This is a genomic window from Nocardioides sp., assembly GCF_044226765.1.
Lineage (GTDB): Bacteria > Actinomycetota > Actinomycetes > Propionibacteriales > Nocardioidaceae > Nocardioides.
Genome location: NZ_JBGAGJ010000004.1, coordinates 176,180 through 194,752 on the forward strand (window position 1 = coordinate 176,180; position 18,573 = coordinate 194,752).

The following is an 18,573-nucleotide window of genomic DNA, read 5'->3' on the forward strand; positions in this document are numbered from 1 at the left end:
CCAGAACGCGGTCACTTGTCGGCCTCCTGTCCGGCCGTCGGCGCGGTGAACTCGCCGCGGTAGTAGACGCCCTCGTCGTCGCCGAGGAGCATCGGGTGCGGCGGCTGCTCCATGCCGGGCAGCAGCGGCGCGAGGAGGTCCTGCTTCTCGTAGATCAGGTCGGCGCGGTTGTTGTCGGCGAGCTCGTACTCGTTGGTCATCGTCAACGCACGGGTGGGGCACGCCTCGATGCAGAGCCCGCACAGGATGCAGCGCAGGTAGTTGATCTGGTAGACGCGACCGTAGCGCTCACCGGGGCTGAACCGGCCCGACCCGTCGGGCAGGTCGACGTTCTGGTCGCCCTCGACGTAGATGGCGTCGGCCGGGCAGGCCCAGGCGCAGAGCTCGCAGCCGACGCACTTCTCGAGGCCGTCCGGCCAGCGGTTGAGCTGGTGCCGGCCGTGGAAGCGCGGGGCCGTCGGCATCTTCTCGAAGGGGTACTGCTCGGTCACGACCTTGCGGAACATCGTCCGGAAGGTGACCCCGAACCCGGCGACCGGGTCCCAGAACTGCTCCTTGAACGACTTGGACTCCTCGGCCATCAGATCTCCTCCCCTGCACCGCGCGTGGACGCAGCGGGCTCGGTCACCGGGGTGCGGGACTCGAACGTGAGCGGGCGGGCGGCACCGCGGACGGCACCGCCGGCCGGCATCGGCGGGACCGGGAAGCCGCCCGTGGTGGCGGCCCCGTCCGGTGCCGTGGTCTCCTCCTCGCCCCGCTCGCCGACGAAGAAGAGCACCAGGAACAGCACGGCGAGCACACCGATGCCGATCAGCAGGTAGCTGCGGTCGATGCCGCCTTCGAGCGAGATGGCACGGATGGTCGCGACCGCCACGATCCAGACCAGCGAGACCGGGATCAGCCGCTTCCAGCCGAACGCCATGAACTGGTCGTAGCGCAGCCGCGGCAGCGTGCCACGCAGCCAGATGAAGAAGAAGATGAAGAACAGCAGCTTGCCGAAGAACCACAGCACCGGCCAGTAGCCCTCGTTGGCGCCGGGCCAGACGTGGTCGATCCAGAACGGCGCGTGCCAGCCGCCCAGGAACAGCGTCGTCGCCAGCGCGGAGACGGTGGCCATGTTGACGTACTCGGCGAGGAAGAACAGCGCGAACTTCAGCGAGCTGTACTCGGTGTGGAAGCCGCCGACCAGCTCGCCCTCGGCCTCGGGGAGGTCGAACGGCGCCCGGTTGGTCTCTCCGACCATCGCGATCACGTAGATCACGAACGACGGCGCCAGGATCAGCCCGAACCACAGGTCGCCCTGGGCGGCCACGATCTCCGACGTGGACATCGAGCCGGCGTAGAGGAACACCGCGACGAGCGCGAGGCCCATCGCGACCTCGTAGGAGATCATCTGAGCGCTCGAGCGCAGGCCGCCGAGCAGCGAGTACGTCGAGCCGCTGGACCAGCCACCGAGCACGATGCCGTAGATGCCGATCGACGCGATCGCCATCACGAAGAGGACGGCGACCGGCATGTCGGTCAGCTGAAGCGGGGTCTCGACCCCGAAGAAGTTCACGACCGGCCCGAAGGGGATGACCGCGAAGGTCACGAACGCCGTGGTGGTGGAGATGATCGGCGCCAGGATGAAGACCGCACGGTCGGCGGCCGTCGGGATGATGTCCTCCTTCAGCGCCAGCTTGACGCCGTCGGCCAGCGACTGCAGGAGGCCGAAGGGGCCGTTGACGTTGGGGCCGATCCGGTGCTGCATCCGGGCCACGACCCGGCGCTCCCACCAGATGTTGAAGAGCGTCAGCAGCACGAGGACGACGAAGATCAGCAGCGTCTTCAGCCCCACGACCCACCACGGGTCGTGGCCGAAGTACTTCAGCGTGTCCTCGGTCGCCAGCACGGCGATGCCGGTCACAGCTCGGCTCCCTTCGAGACGGTCACCCGACTGCCGGGCGACGCGAGATCCACGAGCACGCCGGCGCCGGAGGAGTTGGCCGGCACCCACACGACGTCGTCGGCGAGGTCGGCCGGCTCCGCGGGGAGCGTCACCGAGCCGCGGTCACCGGTCACCGTCACGACCGGCCCGACGGCGTCGTACGCCGCCCGGCTCAGCCGGACGACGGGCGCCCGGCCGGTCGCGCGGTACGCCTTGTCGCCGTCCTGCATCGATCCGTTGTCGACGAGCAGCTTCCAGGTCGACAGCGCGAGGCCGTCACCGCCGGCGGTCGCGGCCGCGACCGGGCTGTGCGCGGCGCGCTCGCCGTCCCACGGGCCCATCTCCTCCATGCGGGCACGGGCCTCGGCCACGGTGCGGAACCCCAGGGGGGCGCCCATCCCCGACGAGCTCAGCTCCTCGGCGATGCCGGCCAGGATCCGCAGGTCCGGCAGCGAGGCAGGGTTGGCGAAGACCTGCTCGAAGGGCCGCGGGCGGCCCTCCCAGGTCACGAACGTGCCGGCCTTGTCGACCACCGGGGCCACCGGGAACACGACGTCGGCCGCACGGGTGACCTCCGTCTCGCGCAGCTCGAGCGACACCACGAAGGACGCGGCGTCGAGCGCTGCGCGGGTGGCCGTCGGGTCCGCGGTGTCGGCCGGGTCGATGCCGCCGACCACGAGGCCGCCGATCTCGCCAGCGACCACGGCGGCGACGATCGCGTCGGCGTCACGGCCCGGGGTCTCGGGGAGGTGGTCGACGCCCCAGGTCGTCGCCGCGTCGACGCGGGCGGCCGGGTCGGCGACGGGCCGACCTCCGGGCAGGAGGTTGGGCAGGCAGCCGGTCTCGATCGCGCCCCGGTCCCCGGCTCGCCGCGGCACCCAGGCCAGGCGGGCGCCCGTGCGTGCCGCCAGCGTCGCCGCAGCGGTCAGCGCCCCCGGAGAGGTCGCCAGGCGCTCGCCGACCAGGATGACCGCGTGCTTGTCGACGCCGTGCTCGGCGTGCTCCACCATCGACTCCAGGGCCGACGCCTCCGCTCCGGGCGCGGTGCGCACCAGGTGGGCGTCGAGCTTGGCCAAGCCACGGGTGGTGTACGGCGCCACCGCGACCACGCGCGTGGTGCCGTGGCGGACCGCCTTGCGCAGCCGCAGGAAGATCATCCCCGCCTCGTCCTCGGGCTCCAGCCCGGCGAGGACCACGGTGGAGGCGGACTCCAGGTCGCGGTAGGTCACCGACGAGCGGAGCACCACCTCGGAGGCCAGGAACGAGGTCTCCTCGGCCGAGAGCGGGCGGGCGCGGAAGTCGATGTCGTTGGTGCCGAGCGCCACCCGCGCGAAGGTGCTGTAGGCGTAGGCGTCCTCGGCGGTCACCCGGCCGCCGGTCAGCACGGCGCTCGCGCCCGCGGCGCGCAGGCCGCGAGCGGCGACCGCGAACGCCTCGGGCCAGGACGCCGGGCGCAGCTCGCCACGTCGCCCGTCCGGCAGTACGTCACGCACCTGCGGGTAGGTCAGCCGGTCGGGCTCGGTGGCGTAGTGGAAGCCGAACCGGTCCTTGTCGGTGATCCACTCCTCGTTGACCTCCGGGTCGTTGCCGGCCAGGCGGCGCATCACCTTGCCGCGCCGGTGGTCGACGCGGATCGCCGACCCGCACGCGTCGTGCTCGGCGACCCCCGGCGTGGAGACCAGGTCGAAGGGGCGGGACCGGAACCGGTAGTCCTCGCTGGTCAGCGCGCCGACCGGGCAGATCTGGATGACGTTGCCGGAGAAGTAGGAGAGGAACGGCGCGTCCTCGGCGATGCCGATCTGCTGCATCGCCCCGCGCTCGACGAGCGAGATGAAGGGGTCGCCGGGGATCTCCTCGGCGAAGCGGGTGCAGCGCTGGCACACGATGCAGCGCTCGCGGTCCAGGAGCACCTGCGGGGAGAGGTTGATCGGCTTGGGGAACGTGCGCTTGTAGCCCTCGAACCGCGAGTCGCCGCGGCCGTTGCTCATCGCCTGGTTCTGCAGCGGGCACTCACCGCCCTTGTCGCACACCGGGCAGTCGAGCGGGTGGTTGATCAGGAGGAACTCCATGATCCCCTGCTGAGCCTTGTCAGCGACCTCGCTGGTGGCCTGGGTGTTGACCACCATGCCCTCGGCGACCGGGAGCGTGCATGAGGCCTGCGGCTTGGGGAAGCCGCGGCCGTTGCCGGCGTCCGGGATGTCGACCAGGCACTGGCGGCAGGCGCCGACCGGCGCGAGCAGGGGGTGGTCGCAGAAGCGCGGGATCTGCACCCCGACCTCCTCGGCCGCCCGGATCACCAGGGTGTCCTTGGGGACGCTCACCTGGATCCCGTCGATCGTGAGGGTGACCGTCTCGACGGCCTTCTCGGGAGTCTTGTCCGGGGCGGTGGTCATGCCGAGGCTCCCTCAGCGGCGAAGAGGGTCGAAGCGGCGGGGTCGAAGGGGCACCCGCCGCCGGTGAGGTGCGCGACGTACTCGTCACGGAAGTACTGGATCGAGCTGGCGACCGGGCTCACGGCCCCGTCGGCGAGCGCGCAGAACGAGCGGCCGAGGATGTTGTCGCACTGGTCGAGGAGCAGGTCGAGGTCGGCCTCGCTGCCCTGGCCCTTCTCGAGGGCCGAGAGCGTCTGCACCAGCCACCAGGTGCCCTCGCGGCAGGGCGTGCACTTGCCGCAGGACTCGTGCTTGTAGAACTCGGTCCACCGCAGCGTCGCCCGCACCACGCAGGTGGTGTCGTCGAAGATCTGCAGGGCGCGGGTGCCGAGCATCGAGCCGGCGGCACCGACGGCCTCGAAGTCGAGCGGCACGTCGAGGTGCTCGGCGGTCAGCAGCGGCGTGCTGGAGCCACCCGGCGTCCAGAACTTCAGCTCGTGGCCGTCGCGCATGCCGCCGGCCAGCAGGATCAGCCGGCGAAGCGTGATGCCGAGCGGCGCCTCGTACTGACCCGGGTTCTTGACGTGGCCGGAGAGGGAGAAGATGCCGAAGCCCTTGGACTTCTCGGTGCCCATCGAGGCGAACCACGACGAACCGTGCTCGATGATGCTCGGCACCGACGAGATGGTCTCGACGTTGTTGATGACCGTCGGGCTGGCGTAGAGACCGGCGACCGCCGGGAAGGGCGGACGCAGCCGCGGCTGCCCGCGGCGGCCCTCCAGACCCTCGAGCAGTGCGGTCTCCTCACCGCAGATGTAGGCGCCGGCACCGGAGTGCACCACCACGTCGAGGTCGAAGCCCGAGCCGTGGATGTTCTTGCCGAGGTGGCCGGCGAGGTAGGCCTCCTGCACCGCGCGCTGGACGCGGCGGATCACGTGGAGGACCTCACCCCGGATGTAGATGAAGGCCTGGTGGGCGCCGAAGGCGTAGCTGCTGATGATCACGCCCTCGAGGAGCGTGTGCGGGCTGGCCATCAGCAGCGGGATGTCCTTGCAGGTGCCCGGCTCGGACTCGTCGGCGTTGACCACGAGGTACTTCGGCCGCGGGTTGTCCTGCGGGATGAACCCCCACTTCATGCCGGTGGGGAACCCGGCCCCGCCGCGCCCGCGCAGCCCGGACTCCTTGACCTCGTCGATCACGGCGCCCGGCGCCATCGCGAACGCCTTGTCCAGCGCCCGGTAGCCACCGCGCGCCTCGTACGCGGCCAGCGTCCAGGCCCGCTCGTCGCCCCAGTTGTCGGTCAGGACCGGGGTCAGAGTGTCAGTCACGGAGTGTCCTCTCTCCGGTTGTTGAGGAGCGAGCGAAGCGAGCGTCTCGAAACGCAGTCACTTGGCCTCCCCCTTCTCGGCGGCGGTCTCGGAGGTGCCGCTCTCCTTCTCGACGACCGCGCTCTCCGACGGGCGGCTGCCCGCGTCGGCTGCGGCCTCGCCGAGCTCCTGCGGCTGTCCTGCCGTACGGCCCGCACCCGACTCCGGCGCAGTCCACCCGTTCGTGCGGGCGATGCCGAGCCCGACCAGCGACGCGGGGCCGGCGGCCGGCCCCTCGTCGGCGAGGTCGTCGGGGAAGCCGGCGAGCACGCGCTCGGCCTCGCGCCAGGTGACCACCCGCGGCCCACGGGTGGAGCGGACCTCCTTGCCCTCGCGCAGGTCGTCGACGAGCTCGACGGCCGACTCGGGCGTCATGTTGTCCATGAACTCCCAGTTGACCATCATCACGGGCGCGTAGTCGCAGGCCGCGTTGCACTCGACGTGCTCGAGGGTGATGCTCTTCTTTCCTGGGGCGTCGGCGGTGCGCTCGTCGTTGCCGACGTCGAGGTGCTCCTTGAGCCGCTCGAAGATCACGTCACCGCCCATGACGGCGCAGAGCGTGTTGGTGCAGACCCCGACGTGGTAGTCGCCGACCGGGCGGCGCTTGTACATCGTGTAGAAGGTCGCGACGCCGCTGACCTCGGCCGCGGTGATGCCGAGGATCTCCGCGCAGGTCTCGATGCCCTCCGAGGTCACCCGGCCCTCGGCCGACTGCACCAGGTGGAGCATCGGCAGCAGGCCCGAGCGACCCTCGGGGTAGCGGGCCGCGATCTCGCGCAGCTCGGTGAGCGTGGTCTCGCTCAGGCTCATCGGTCGACGCCTCCCATGACCGGGTCGATGGACGCGATGGCGACGATGACGTCGGCGACCAGGCCGCCCTCGCTCATCACGCTCGTCGCCTGCAGGTTCGTGAACGACGGGTCGCGGAAGTGCGCCCGGAACGGGCGGGTGCCGCCGTCGGAGACCACGTGGGCGCCGAGCTCGCCACGGGGCGACTCGACCGGCACGTAGGCCTGGCCGGCTGGGACCCGGAAGCCCTCGGTGACGAGCTTGAAGTGGTGGATCAGCGCCTCCATCGACTCGCCCATGATGTGGCGGATGTGGTCGAGGGAGTTGCCCATGCCGTCGCTGCCGATCGCGAGCTGGCTGGGCCAGGCGATCTTCTTGTCGGCCACCATCACCGGGGCGCCGTCCATCTTCGCGAGCCGCTCGGCGGCCTGCTCGACGATCTTCAGCGACTCCCACATCTCGTTGAGGCGGACGCGGAACCGGCCGTAGGAGTCGGCGGTGTCCCAGGTCTGCACGTCGAAGTCGTAGGTCTCGTAGCCGCAGTAGGGCTGGGTCTTGCGCAGGTCCCACGGGTAGCCGGTGCTGCGCAGCACCGGACCCGTCATGCCGAGCGCGAGGCAGCCCTCGAGGTCGAGGTGGCCGACGCCCTCGAGACGGGCCTTGAAGATCGGGTTGGCGTTGCACAGGTCGGCGTACTCGGGCAGCCGCTTGCGCATCAGGGCGATGAACCCGCGGATCTCGTCGAGCGCGCCGGGCGGAAGGTCCTGCGCCACGCCGCCGGGACGGATGAAGGCGTGGTTCATCCGCAGGCCGGTGATCAGCTCGAACAGGTCGAGGACCAGCTCGCGCTCTCGGAAGCCGATCGTCATGACCGTCAGGGCGCCGATCTCCATGCCCCCGGTCGCGATCGCGACCAGGTGGGAGGAGATCCGGTTGAGCTCCATGAGGAGCACCCGCATGACCTGTGCCTTCTCCGGCACGTCGTCCTCGATGTCGAGCAGGCGCTCGACACCGAGCACGTAGGTCATCTCGTTGTAGAAGGGGGACAGGTAGTCCATCCGGGTGCAGAACGTGACGCCCTGCGTCCAGGAGCGGAACTCCATGTTCTTCTCGATGCCGGTGTGGAGGTAACCGATGCCGCAGCGGGCCTCGGTCACCGTCTCGCCCTCGAGCTCGAGGATCAGCCGGAGCACCCCGTGGGTGGACGGGTGCTGCGGACCCATGTTGACGACGACCCGCTCGTCGGCCTCCTCGGACAGGCCCTCGACGATGGAGTCCCAGTCCTGGCCGGTGACGGTGAAGACGCGACCCTCGGTGGTGTCGCTGCTGCTCGCGTAGAGGTCTTCGGTGGTGCTCATCAGTTGTAGCTCCTCCGCTGATCCGGCGGCGGGACGGTGCCGCCCTTGTACTCCACGGGGATGCCGCCCAGCGGGTAGTCCTTGCGCTGGGGGTGACCCGGCCAGTCGTCGGGCATGAGGATGCGCGTGAGCGCGGGATGGCCGTCGAAGACGATGCCGAACATGTCGAACGTCTCGCGCTCGTGCCAGTCGTTGGTCGGGTACGTCGAGACGATCGACGGGATGTGCGGGTCGGCGTCCGGCGCGGTGACCTCCAGCCGGATCCGGCGGTTGTAGGTCATCGAGAGCAGGTGGTAGACCGCGTGCAGCTCGCGCCCGGTGTCGTCGGGGTAGTGCACGCCGCTGACGCCCGAGCAGAGCTCGAAGCGGAGCCGCTCGTCGTCGCGCAGCAGCTTCGCCACGATGGGGAGGTCCTCGCGGCGCACGTGGAAGGTGATCTCGCCGCGGTGGATCACCACGCGGGGCTCCGCGAGCTCGAGGCCCGCGTCCTGCGCAGCAGCGACCAGCGCGTCCGCGACCTCGTCGAACCAGCCGCCGTACGGCCGCTGGGCGTCGCCGGGGTAGACGATCGCCTGGGTGAGGCCGCCGTAGCCGCTGGTGTCGCCGGTGCCGTGGACCCCGAACATCCCGTGGCGGACACCGACCGACTCGACCGCGCCGGCCGGCGCCGGGACGTTCTCGGGAGTGGTGTCGGTGTGGTCCTGCTCCGTCATCGCAGCTGGCCCCTCATCGCGGAGGTGGGCAGCGCCTGGAGGGCCGCCGCCTCGAGCTCGACGACCTCGTTGGCGCGGTTGCTGCCGAGCTTGGTGTGCTGCACCTGGTCGTGCAGCTTGAGGATCGCGTCGATGAGCATCTCCGGGCGCGGGGGGCAGCCGGGGAGGTACATGTCGACGGGGACGACGTGGTCGACGCCCTGGACGATCGCGTAGTTGTTGAACATCCCACCGCTGCTCGCGCACACGCCCATCGCCAGCACCCACTTGGGGTTGGGCATCTGGTCGTAGATCTGGCGCAGGACCGGTGCCATCTTCTGGCTGACCCGGCCGGCGACGATCATCAGGTCGGCCTGCCGCGGGCTGGCGCGGAAGACCTCCATGCCGAACCGGGCGAGGTCGTACTTCGGGCCGCCGGTCGTCATCATCTCGATCGCGCAGCAGGCCAGGCCGAAGGTCGCCGGCCAGAACGACGCCTTGCGCATGTAGCCGGCGACGCCCTCGACCGTGGTCAGCAGGACGCCGCTCGGGAGCTTCTCTTCAATCCCCATGAACTTCTCCTCCAGCTGAGGGTCGCGAGGTTCGTGTCATGCCAAGGCCGACGAGGGAAGGCGGCCTTCTTGCGGAGCGCAGCGGAGCGGCCGTCGACCGAGGAGAACGCCGGCAGGGCGCGGACATCGCGATCGTCAGTCCCACTCGAGGCCACCGCGCTTCCATACGTACGCGTACGCGAAGAAGACGGTGACGATGAACACGACCATCTCGGCCAGGCCGAAGAGCCGCAGCGAGTCGAAGTACACCGCGAACGGGTACAGGAAGATGATCTCGACGTCGAAGACGATGAACAGCATCGCGGTGATGTAGTACTTCACCGGGAACCGGCCGCCGCCGACCGGCTGCGGCGTGGGCTCGATGCCGCACTCGTAGGAGTCGAGCCGAGCGCGGTTGTAGCGGCGCGGCCCGACGAGCGAGCTCATGATCACCGAGAAGATCGCGAACGCGGCCGCCAGGGCGGCCAGCGCCAGCACGGGCGTGTAGAGCTGCATTCCTCGCCTCTTCCGAGCAGTCCTCAGAGCGTCGATTGTGACCTTGTGAACGGAATCACGAAGTGGTCCGTCGCACATCTAACCACTCGCTCCGCGCCCGCGCACGCGGGGGGCGGGTGCTCGGGGGAGACGACTCCCGGTGACCGAAAATCCGGCCTGACCTGCGGGTTTTTGGGCACGAGGACGTGCTCTAAATCGGCGTCCGCCCCGGCGCGGTCACCGGGTGGCGCGGTGGAGCGCCACGATGCCGCCGGACAGGTCGCGCCACTCGGGCTGCTGCCAGCCGGCGTCGGCCAGCATGGTCGCGAGACCGGCCTGGTCGGGCCACGCGCGGATCGACTCGGCGAGGTAGACGTAGGCATCCGGCGACGAGGAGACCGCGCGCGCGATCGGCGGCAGCGCACGCATCAGGTACTCCAGGTAGACGGTGCGGAAGACCGGCCAGGTCGGGTGGCTGAACTCGCACACGACCAGCCGTCCTCCCGGTCGCGTCACCCGGCGCAGCTCCCGCAGCCCGGCGAGCGGGTCCACGATGTTGCGCAGCCCGAAGGAGATCGTCACGGCGTCGAAGGTCCCGTCCGCGAACGGCAGCGCGGTGCCGTCGCCCGCGGTGAACGGCAGGTGCGGGAGCGACCTCTTGCCGACCTGGAGCATCCCCAGCGAGAAGTCGCACGGGACGACCTCCGCGCCCCGGTCGGCGAACGGCTGGCTCGACGTCCCGGTGCCCGCGGCGAGGTCGAGCACCCGCTCCCCCGGCCGCGGGTCGACGGCGGCGATCACCTCGCGGCGCCAGCGCCGGTCCTGACCGAGCGAGAGGACGTCGTTGGTGACGTCGTACCTCTTCGCCACCGCGTCGAACATGCGGCGGACGTCGGAGGGCTGCTTGTCGAGCTCGGCACGGACCACGGCGCAGAGACTACTTCGCGTAACGGGTTGGTCACGGAGCCGGGGCGCGCCGGATCGGGTGCAACCGAACGCCCCGCCCAGGCGTCACCCTCGTGTCCGGAACCTCCACCCTTCCCCGGGAGTGCCCTCATGCTGATCCGTCGCCTCGTGATCGTCGCTGCCGTCGCGGCCCTGCTCGTCGGCGCCTCCTTCCTGACCGGCTACGCCGCGAAGGACGACGCCGCCGAGCCGACGGCCGGCGGCCGGGGCACCGGCACCGCGACGACGCCCTCTGCCCACCCCGTCACGCCGAGCGCGCGGCCCACGCCTACGCCGACCCCGACGCGGACCGCCACGCCGAAGCCGACGCCGAAGCCCACCCCGTCCCTGACCCCGGGACCGCGGCTGCTCGGACCCGGCGACCAGGGCGACCAGGTGCGCGACCTGCAGGCGCGGCTGAAGCAGATCGCCTGGTTCACCGCCGACGTGACCGGGAACTACGGCGACGTCACCACGACCGCCGTCCGAGGCTTCCAGGGCAAGCGCGAGATCCCGGTGACCGGGGTCGTCGACCAGCGCACGCTCGACCGGCTCCACGCGATGACGACCGCGCCGACCGACGCGGAGCTGCACAACCTCGGCAACCGGCCGGGGGCGCTCGACCCCCGCTGCCGCACCGGGCGGGTGCTCTGCGTCGACAAGACCAGCCGGACCCTGCGGTGGGTGGTCGACGGCCACGTGCTGCAGACCCTGGACGTGCGGTTCGGCGCCTCCACCACCCCGACCCGCGAGGGCCTGTTCCACGTCTACCTCAAGGACGCCGACCACGTGTCTCGGCTCTACGGCTCCTCGATGCCGCTGTCGATGTTCTTCTCCGGTGGCCAGGCGGTGCACTACTCCTCCGACTTCGCCACGGTCGGCTACGCCGGCGCCTCGCACGGGTGCGTCAACGTCCGGGACTACGACGGGCTGCAGCATCTCTACGACCAGGTCCGCGTCGGGGACTCGGTCGTCGTCTACTGGTCCTGAGCGCCCCCGGTCTGAGCGTGCGAGGACCGGGGACCCGGCGCCAGGTCGAGTAGCCGCGCGACCGACGGAGGAGGTCGCGACCGGTGTATCGAGGCTGAGCGACGCCCTCAGGGCTCAGGAGGCGTCGGGCGAGAGGTCCGCGAGGATCCCGTCGGCCACCGTGACGAGGTCCTTCGCCGGGACGCCGCTGGACTGGATCTGCACCGTGAGGTCGCCCGAGGTGACCTGGCACTGGCTGTCGGAGGGCTCGGCGGCGCTGCCGTCGGCGCTCTGCCCGTAGGTGAGGATGCAGGCCCCGTCGCCGACCTTCTCCATCGTGGTCCCGCCGGCGCCGTTCGTCGTCGTGGGGTCGGTCAGCACGCCGGGGGCGAAGGCTCCGCCGGCGGACCGGAACACCTGGACGAAGACGGCCTGGGTGCCGTCGACGACGTAGCTGCGGGTCACCGCTGGGGTGCCGAGCACCTTCGGCAGCACCGTGTTGCCGTACTCGGTGCTCGCGGCCTGCTGCGTGGCGATCGCCTCGGCCTGCGCCGCGAGCTCGCCGTCGGCGAACGAGTCCGGGTCGTCCGCGGCGGCGTAGCCGCCGGGCAGCGTGTCGGGCAGCACCAGCTCTACCTCCTCGCTCGCGTCGGCCTTCGCGACCTTGGGCAGCCCGATGGCGAAGAGCCCGACCAGGGCGAGCAGGACCACGCCGACGGCGATCCCGACCCAGGTGGAGGTGCGGCTGCTGGAGGTGGAGGAGCTCACGTCCCGCGACGCTACTCGCCCGCCGAGGAGGGTCCCGCAGGGGGTCGTGAGTACGCTTCGGCTCGTGACGCTCACCGTCCGCACCGTGCGCCTCGACCTCGACGGGGCCACACGGCTCCTCGACTTGGTGCCGGCCGACCGACCCGTGTCGTGGCTGCGCCGTGGAGACGGCCTCGTGGGTTGGGGCGTCGCGGCACAGGTGCGGACCACCGGCCACACGCGCTTCGCCGACGCCGCGAAGTGGTGGAGCGAGACGACCGCGCGCGCCGTGGTGGACGACGAGGTGGGCGAGCCGGGCACCGGCCTGGTCTCGTTCGGCACCTTCGCGTTCGCCGACGAGCCGGGTGACTCGACCCTGGTGGTGCCGCAGGTCGTCGTCGGCCGGCGCGGTGACGTCGCCTGGGTCACGACGGTCGGCGAGGTCGCCGTGCCCGAGCTCGCGGCGGCCGAGCCCCCCGCCGCCCCGGTGGGCGTGTCGTTCGCCGACGGCTCCCTCAACGGCGAGCAGTGGATGTCGGTCGTCGCCGACGCGGTCGAGCGGATCAACCGCGGCGACCTCGAGAAGGTGGTGCTGGCCCGGGACCTGGTCGCCACCACGGACGAGCCGATCGACGTGCGGTGGCCGCTGCACCGCCTCAGCGAGGTCTACCCGATGTGCTGGACCTTCCACGTCGACGGGATGTTCGGCGCGACGCCCGAGATGCTCGTGCGCCGCGAGCGCGGCCTGGTCACCTCGCGGGTCCTCGCCGGCACCATCCGGCGCACCGGCGACGACGACCGCGACCTGGCGCTGGCCGCCACCCTGGCCCGCTCGTCGAAGGACCTCGAGGAGCACGAGTACGCCGTGCGCTCGGTCGCCGACGCGCTGGAGCCGCACTGCTCCTCGATGAACGTGCCCGAGGCCCCGTTCGTCCTGCACCTGCCCAACGTCATGCACCTCGCGACCGACGTCGCCGGCGTCGTCCACGACGCCGCCACGGTCTCCTCGCTCCAGCTCGCCGAGGCGCTGCACCCCTCGGCCGCCGTCGGCGGCACGCCGACCGGCACGGCCACCGACCTGATCACGGAGATCGAGGGCATGGCCCGCGACCGCTACGCCGGCCCGGTCGGCTGGATGGACGCCTCCGGCGACGGCGAGTGGGGGATCGCGCTGCGCTCCGCGGCGATCTCGGGCTCCACCGTGCGGCTCTTCGCCGGCTGCGGCATCGTCGCCGACTCCGACCCCGAGGCCGAGCTCGCCGAGGCCCAGGCCAAGTTCGTCCCCGTCCGGGACGCGCTCACCGCCGGCTGAGGGTCGGTCGTTGGGGGGTGGATGAATCCCCGGCTGACCGGGGATTCATCCGGGGTTGTCAGGCTCTTCCGGACGTTGTCGGGGGTTGCAACGCCTGACAGGAAGAGCCTGACCGGGCGCCGGCGAGCCGACCTACAGGTCGGCGCCGTCGGCGAGGCGGGCGTACTCCAGGCCGTCCTTCGGCAGGAACGCGTTCATGTGGGCGTCGATGATGCCGAGGCCGGCCTCGCTGTAGACGCGGTCGTGGATCGCCAGGTTGCGCGGCGCGCGGACCGCGCGGGCGAACTCGATCGCCTCGGAGGCCTTCAGCCACGGCGCCGAGACCGGGCACAGCAGGACGTCGACCTCCTCCCCGGGCCCGGTGAGCGCGTCGCCGGGGTGGTAGACCCGCGTGCCGCCGGCGTCGACGACGTACCCGCTGTTGGTGATGCGCGGGAACTCGGGGTGGATGACGGCGTGCAGCTCGCCCACCGCGCGCACCGGCAGGCCGGCGTCGAACGACTCACCCGGCCTCACCACCGTGAGCCGCTCGGCGACCGCGGGCGCGTCCTCGCGGATCTTCGCCGCGACCGCCTCGATCGTGAAGACCGGGGCGTCGGCCGCCTCCAGATGCGCCGCGAGGTAGTGGTCCGGGTGCTCGTGCGTGACCAGCACGGCGTCGACGCCGTCGACGGCGGACGGGTCGGTGAACACGCCGGGATCGATGACGACCGTCGTGCCGTCGTGCTCGATCCGGACGCAGGCGTGGCCCAGCTTGGTGATCCGCATGCCCCTACGATGCCCTCCCTACGATGACGAGGTGACACCGACGCTCCGACCCGCCGCGCCCGCCGACGCCGAGGCCGGCGCCGCGATGCACGCGGCGTGCTGGCGCGAGTCCTACGGTCCGTACGTCGACGCGCGGCTGCTCGAGGAGCGGCTGGCCGACACCGACCGCTGGGTCGCGGCCTGGTCGCGCCAGCTGGCGTCGGGACCGCCACGGTTGCTGGCCGAGGCCGACGGCGAGCTGGTCGGGTTCGCGGTCGCGGGACCGTGCCGCGACGAGGAGCCGGCGACCCCCTCGGAGCTCTACGCCCTCTACACCCGCGCCTCCTGGTGGGGCACCGGCCTCGGCCAGGCGCTGTGGGAGGCGGTCCGTCCGGCCGGGGGCTGCTCGCTCTGGGTGCTCGAGGCCAACGCCCGCGCGCAGGCCTTCTACCGCCGCAACGGGTTCGCGCCGGACGGGGCGCGCGAACGCTACGCCGACCTGGACGCCGTCGAGATCAGGATGGTGCGGACATGACCGTGATCGCCGTGACCGGCGCCAGTGGGGCGGTGGGCGGGCTGGTCGCCCGCGCCCTCTCCGACGACTTCCGCACCGACCTGCGGCTGCTGGTGCGTGACCCGGCACGAGCCCCCGACATCGACACCGACGTGCGCGTGTGCGACTACGCGGACCTCGCCGCCGCGCGCAGCGCCCTGCGCGGGGTCGACACCCTGTTCCTGGTGTCCGCGTCGGAGTCGGCGGACCGCCGGCAGCAGCACCGCACGGTCGTCGGCGCCGCGGCCGAGGCCGGGGTGCGCTACGTGGTCTACACGTCGTTCGCCGGGGCGGCGCCCGACGCCACGTTCACCCTCGGCCGGGACCACGCGGACACCGAGGCCGCCCTGCGCAGGAGCGGGATGGGCTTCACCTTCCTGCGCGACAACTTCTACGCGGACGTGCTGCCGTTCTTCGCCGACGACCGCGGCGTGATCCGCGGGCCCGCGGGCGAGGGCCGCGTGGCCCCGGTCGCCCGCGCCGACGTCGCCGACTGTGCCGCCGCGGTGCTGCGCTCCCCCGGCGACCACGCGGGAGCGACGTACACGCTCACGGGCCCGGAGGCGCTCACGCTCGCGGAGGTGGCGGCGCGGGCCGGCACCGTGCTCGGGCGCGACCTGCGGTTCGAGGACGAGACGGAGGAGGCGGCGTACGCGTGGCGGCGGGAGAGGTACGGCGCCGAGCAGTGGCAGCTCGACGCGTGGGTCAGCACCTACACCGCCATCCGCGACGGCGCGGTCGCGGACGTGACCGACCACGTCGGGCGGCTGGCCGGGCACCCGCCCCGCACGCTCGAGCAGGCCCTGGCCGGCTGACCCGGACGGCGGTCAGGCCGTGAGGTGGTGCACGTAGCACCAGCGCCAGTCCTCGCCGGGCTCGGCGGACTGCATGACCGGGTGCTGGGTCTCGTGGAAGTGCCGGGTGGCGTGCTGACGCGGCGAGGAGTCGCAGCAGGCGACGTTGCCGCACTCCAGGCAGCGCCGCAGCGCCACCCAGCGGGTGCCCTCGTCGAGACACGCCTGGCAGGCCGTGGCCGGCTCATCGTCGACCGTCGGGTAGCGCTCCAGGTCCGCGCACTTCTCGCCGATCGTCCAGCGGCGGCGGGCGTACGACGCCGTCTCGTCCCGCTCCTGCTGGGCGTTGTCGAGCATCGACTCCTCGACGTCGAGGCTGGCGAGGACGTCGGCGATGACGTCGGAGGCGACGTTGCCGGACCGCCGGATCTCCAGGATCCGCCGCCGCTCGGCGTCGATCATCTGGCTGCGGACCCGGTAGTAGAGCGCAGCCGGGGACTCCTCGTCCGCGGTGGTCCCGAGCCGCTCCCACGCGGCGAAGTTGCGCTGGTCGAGACGCTGGCGGATCAGGTCGCACACGCCGGTGTGGTCGTCGTACTCGATCTTCTCCAGCTCGTCGAGCGCCGCCTTGGACGCCTGCTGGAGCAGGGTCGCCCGGGCGAGCGCGTCGTCGAGCGGGTCGGGCGAGGGCACGTGCAGCCGGCGGGCGAACCACGGCAGCGACAGTCCCTGGATCAGCAGCGTCCCGGCCACGACGGTGAACGCGACCATCAGCAGCACCTCGCGGTGGTCGGTCCTCTCGGGGATCACGAAGGCCGCCGCCAGGGTGACGACGCCACGCATCCCCGCCCAGCCGAGGAGGAAGGTGAAGGACCACGGCGGGCGCTGGCCGGTGACGGGGTCGGGGCCGGGCCGCACCAGCAGGTAGCGGGCGCCGAACATCCAGACCATCCGCAGCACGATCACCGCGACCAGGGTGGCGAGGCAGACCGTGACGATGCGGCCGCCCGAGAGGGTGCTGTCGGCGAGGTCCTGCAGGATCCACTGAGCCTGCAGGCCGATCAGCGCGAACACGGTGTTCTCGAGCAGGAACGCGATCGTGCGCCAGTTGATCCGCTCGGCGATCCGCGACTGCGCGGTCTGCAGGATCGGCGCCTTGTGGCCGAGCAGCAGGCCGGCGACGACCACCGCCACCACGCCCGACGAGTGCAGCTCCTCGGCGAGCAGGAAGCAGGCGAAGGGGATGACGAAGGAGAGGCCGACGTCGAGCACCGGGTCGGTGATCCGACGGCGCATCCGGGCAACGACCCAGAACGCCGCCACGCCGATCAGCACGCCACCGACCGAGGCGACCAGGAAGTCGAAGCCGACGCGCCACAGCTCGATCCCGACCCCACCAGCGGCGATCGCGGTGCGCAGGGAGACCAGCGCCGTGGCGTCGTTGAACAGTGACTCGCCCTCGAGGATCGTCACGACGCGTCGTGGGAGACCCACCCGTCGGCCGATCGCCGTCGCGGCGACGGCGTCCGGGGGCGCCACCACCGCCCCGAGCGCGAAGGCGATGGCCCAGCTCGTGCCCGGGACGAGCGCGTGGACGAGCAGGCCGACGCCGGCGGTGGTGAACAGCACCAGCCCCACGGAGAGCAGCAGGATCGACCGGCGGTTGGCGTTGAAGTCCACCAGCGACGACGAGATCGCGGTCGAGTAGAGCAGCGGTGGGAGCAGGCCCAGGAGCACCACCTCGGGCTCGAGGTGGACCTGCGGGACCCACGGCAGGAACGACGCGGCCACGCCGGCGACCACGAGCAGGAGCGGCGCGGGGACGCCGATCCGGTCGGCGACGACCACGCCGGCGAGCACGCCGACGGCGAGCAGGACGAGGAACAGGGCGATCTCCACCGCGCCATTGTCCCTGCCGCTGGTGACCGCCCCGTTTCGTCTCGCGCCCCGTGTCCTCAGGCCGGAGCGGCCACCCAGCGCATCGGGTCACCCCACCCGAGCTCGTCCACCCCGTGCTTCGCCAGGGCGAGCGCGACGAGGGTGCGGCGGTGGGCGGCGAAGGTGAGGACGTGGGCGATCATCCCGCCGTGGGTGAACACCTCGGCCGGCTCGCACAGGGCGTCGACGAAGGTCTCGTCGAGGCGGCCGTGCTCGACGACGTCGCGGACGTGGGCGAGGTACGCCGGCCCCTCGACGGCGAGCCGGTCGCGCATCGCGTCGAGCGGCTCGTGCTCCTCGACCGACCAGTCGTAGTCGCGGGTCGCCAGGGCGGCGTTCCACATGCCCATCTGGCCGACCAGCCGGGACAGCAGGGAGCGGATCGTCTGCTCGTCGTCGTCGACGTCGAGGTCGATCGGCTGGTCCAGCTGCTCGTCGGAGAGCCGGCCCGCGACGCGGATCATCTCCCCCGTCAGCCAGACGTGGTGCTCCACCATCTTCGTGAGCAGGTCCATCGAGGTCACCTCGTTGCGTGAGGGCAGCCGGAGGCTGCCGGGTGGGTGGAAGTGCACGCCGCTCGGTGCGGCGAGCTGGATGTGGCCGGGCCTGCGACGCCAGGCGGCCGGCGCGACGCCGTACGCCCGGGTGAAGGCGCGGGTGAACGCCTCGTGCGAGCCGTAGCCCGCCTCGACCGCGACGTCGATCAGCGGCGCGGAGGTCGTGACCATCCGGTACGCCCCCGCTCGAGGAGGACCCGGCGCCGCAGCGCCTGCGGCGGCTCCCCCGCGCTCGCCCGCACCACCCGGTCCAGGTGGTAGCGGGAGAAGTGCAGCCGGGCGGCCCGCTCGTCACCGGTCAGGTCGTGGTCGTCGAGGGCGTCCGCGAGGTCGTCGACGAACCGGGCGAACAGGTCGGTGTCGGCGGTCGTGGTCATGCGCCGATCCTGCGCCACCCGGCCGCCGGGTGCTTGATCGTGGTTGCGGTGGTGCTCGTTTCCCCGGTCGACCGGGGAAGTGT

At 71.8% G+C, this 18,573-nt stretch carries 19 protein-coding genes; 4 read left to right on the forward strand and 15 right to left on the reverse strand.

Annotated features, from left to right (window positions below; all coding sequences use genetic code 11):
• Window positions 1–11: 11 nt before the first annotated feature.
• The 10 genes from nuoI to ACILRH_RS10935 form a co-directional block, all read right to left on the reverse strand.
• Window positions 12–581, reverse strand: a complete 570-nt coding sequence (gene nuoI / locus ACILRH_RS10890; RefSeq protein ID WP_395693178.1) for an NADH-quinone oxidoreductase subunit NuoI — start codon at window positions 579–581, stop codon at window positions 12–14.
• Window positions 581–1,906, reverse strand: coding sequence for an NADH-quinone oxidoreductase subunit NuoH (nuoH, locus tag ACILRH_RS10895; protein WP_395693180.1), 1,326 nt, complete (start codon window positions 1,904–1,906; stop codon window positions 581–583). The genes nuoI and nuoH overlap by 1 nt, the downstream gene beginning before the upstream one ends.
• Window positions 1,903–4,320, reverse strand: coding sequence for an NADH-quinone oxidoreductase subunit G (locus tag ACILRH_RS10900; RefSeq protein WP_395693182.1), 2,418 nt, complete (start codon window positions 4,318–4,320; stop codon window positions 1,903–1,905). Before ACILRH_RS10900 ends, nuoH begins: the two co-directional genes overlap by 4 nt.
• Window positions 4,317–5,627: an NADH-quinone oxidoreductase subunit NuoF gene (gene nuoF, locus ACILRH_RS10905; RefSeq protein WP_395693184.1), complete on the reverse strand. Its 1,311-nt coding sequence runs from the start codon at window positions 5,625–5,627 to the stop codon at window positions 4,317–4,319. Before nuoF ends, ACILRH_RS10900 begins: the two co-directional genes overlap by 4 nt.
• Before the next feature lie 57 nt (window positions 5,628–5,684).
• Window positions 5,685–6,476, reverse strand: a complete 792-nt coding sequence (gene nuoE / locus ACILRH_RS10910) for an NADH-quinone oxidoreductase subunit NuoE (RefSeq protein WP_395693186.1) — start codon at window positions 6,474–6,476, stop codon at window positions 5,685–5,687.
• Window positions 6,473–7,813 (reverse strand): NADH-quinone oxidoreductase subunit D, encoded by a 1,341-nt coding sequence (locus ACILRH_RS10915; protein WP_395693187.1) that lies wholly within the window; start codon window positions 7,811–7,813, stop codon window positions 6,473–6,475. Before ACILRH_RS10915 ends, nuoE begins: the two co-directional genes overlap by 4 nt.
• Complete coding sequence (locus ACILRH_RS10920; protein ID WP_395693189.1) at window positions 7,813–8,526, reverse strand: NADH-quinone oxidoreductase subunit C; 714 nt, start codon at window positions 8,524–8,526, stop codon at window positions 7,813–7,815. The genes ACILRH_RS10915 and ACILRH_RS10920 overlap by 1 nt, the downstream gene beginning before the upstream one ends.
• Window positions 8,523–9,077 (reverse strand): NuoB/complex I 20 kDa subunit family protein, encoded by a 555-nt coding sequence (locus tag ACILRH_RS10925; protein WP_395693191.1) that lies wholly within the window; start codon window positions 9,075–9,077, stop codon window positions 8,523–8,525. The genes ACILRH_RS10920 and ACILRH_RS10925 overlap by 4 nt, the downstream gene beginning before the upstream one ends.
• Window positions 9,078–9,212: 135 nt before the next feature.
• On the reverse strand, window positions 9,213–9,572 hold the full coding sequence (locus tag ACILRH_RS10930) for an NADH-quinone oxidoreductase subunit A (RefSeq protein ID WP_395693193.1): 360 nt from the start codon (window positions 9,570–9,572) through the stop codon (window positions 9,213–9,215).
• 216 nt (window positions 9,573–9,788) lie between these two features.
• Window positions 9,789–10,478, reverse strand: coding sequence for a demethylmenaquinone methyltransferase (locus ACILRH_RS10935; protein ID WP_395693195.1), 690 nt, complete (start codon window positions 10,476–10,478; stop codon window positions 9,789–9,791).
• A 129-nt stretch (window positions 10,479–10,607) separates the two neighbouring features.
• Between ACILRH_RS10935 and ACILRH_RS10940 the strand changes: the two genes are divergently transcribed.
• Window positions 10,608–11,486 carry a peptidoglycan-binding protein gene (locus ACILRH_RS10940; protein WP_395693197.1) on the forward strand — a complete coding sequence of 293 codons (879 nt, stop codon included), beginning with the start codon at window positions 10,608–10,610 and terminating at the stop codon, window positions 11,484–11,486.
• 114 nt (window positions 11,487–11,600) lie between these two features.
• On the opposite strand, the gene ACILRH_RS10945 is transcribed toward ACILRH_RS10940, so the two are convergent.
• The gene (locus ACILRH_RS10945; RefSeq protein WP_395693199.1) at window positions 11,601–12,233 is read right to left on the reverse strand and encodes a hypothetical protein; all 633 of its coding nucleotides are present in this window, start codon (window positions 12,231–12,233) and stop codon (window positions 11,601–11,603) included.
• 64 nt (window positions 12,234–12,297) lie between these two features.
• Here ACILRH_RS10945 and ACILRH_RS10950 point away from each other — a divergent pair, with 64 nt between their 5' ends.
• Window positions 12,298–13,524 (forward strand): isochorismate synthase MenF, encoded by a 1,227-nt coding sequence (locus ACILRH_RS10950; RefSeq protein WP_395693201.1) that lies wholly within the window; start codon window positions 12,298–12,300, stop codon window positions 13,522–13,524.
• 132 nt (window positions 13,525–13,656) lie between these two features.
• Here the strand turns inward: ACILRH_RS10950 and ACILRH_RS10955 are convergent, their stop codons facing one another.
• Window positions 13,657–14,292 (reverse strand): MBL fold metallo-hydrolase, encoded by a 636-nt coding sequence (locus tag ACILRH_RS10955; protein ID WP_395693202.1) that lies wholly within the window; start codon window positions 14,290–14,292, stop codon window positions 13,657–13,659.
• 31 nt (window positions 14,293–14,323) lie between these two features.
• Here ACILRH_RS10955 and ACILRH_RS10960 point away from each other — a divergent pair, with 31 nt between their 5' ends.
• Both ACILRH_RS10960 and ACILRH_RS10965 read left to right on the forward strand, forming a co-directional pair.
• A complete protein-coding gene (locus tag ACILRH_RS10960; RefSeq protein ID WP_395693203.1) occupies window positions 14,324–14,806 on the forward strand; it encodes a GNAT family N-acetyltransferase in 483 nt (160 codons plus the stop codon).
• Window positions 14,803–15,639, forward strand: coding sequence for an SDR family oxidoreductase (locus tag ACILRH_RS10965; protein ID WP_395693205.1), 837 nt, complete (start codon window positions 14,803–14,805; stop codon window positions 15,637–15,639). The genes ACILRH_RS10960 and ACILRH_RS10965 overlap by 4 nt, the downstream gene beginning before the upstream one ends.
• A 12-nt stretch (window positions 15,640–15,651) precedes the next feature.
• Here the strand turns inward: ACILRH_RS10965 and ACILRH_RS10970 are convergent, their stop codons facing one another.
• The 3 genes from ACILRH_RS10970 to ACILRH_RS10980 are packed head-to-tail and all read right to left on the reverse strand — an operon-like array spanning window position 15,652 to window position 18,490.
• Entirely contained in the window at window positions 15,652–17,517 is a 1,866-nt protein-coding gene (locus ACILRH_RS10970; protein ID WP_395693207.1) for a Na+/H+ antiporter, read from the reverse strand.
• Between the two features lie 56 nt (window positions 17,518–17,573).
• Window positions 17,574–18,284: a helix-turn-helix domain-containing protein gene (locus ACILRH_RS10975; protein WP_395693208.1), complete on the reverse strand. Its 711-nt coding sequence runs from the start codon at window positions 18,282–18,284 to the stop codon at window positions 17,574–17,576.
• A complete protein-coding gene (locus ACILRH_RS10980) occupies window positions 18,260–18,490 on the reverse strand; it encodes a hypothetical protein (RefSeq protein WP_395693210.1) in 231 nt (76 codons plus the stop codon). The genes ACILRH_RS10975 and ACILRH_RS10980 overlap by 25 nt, the downstream gene beginning before the upstream one ends.
• Between the last annotated feature and the right edge of the window lie 83 nt (window positions 18,491–18,573).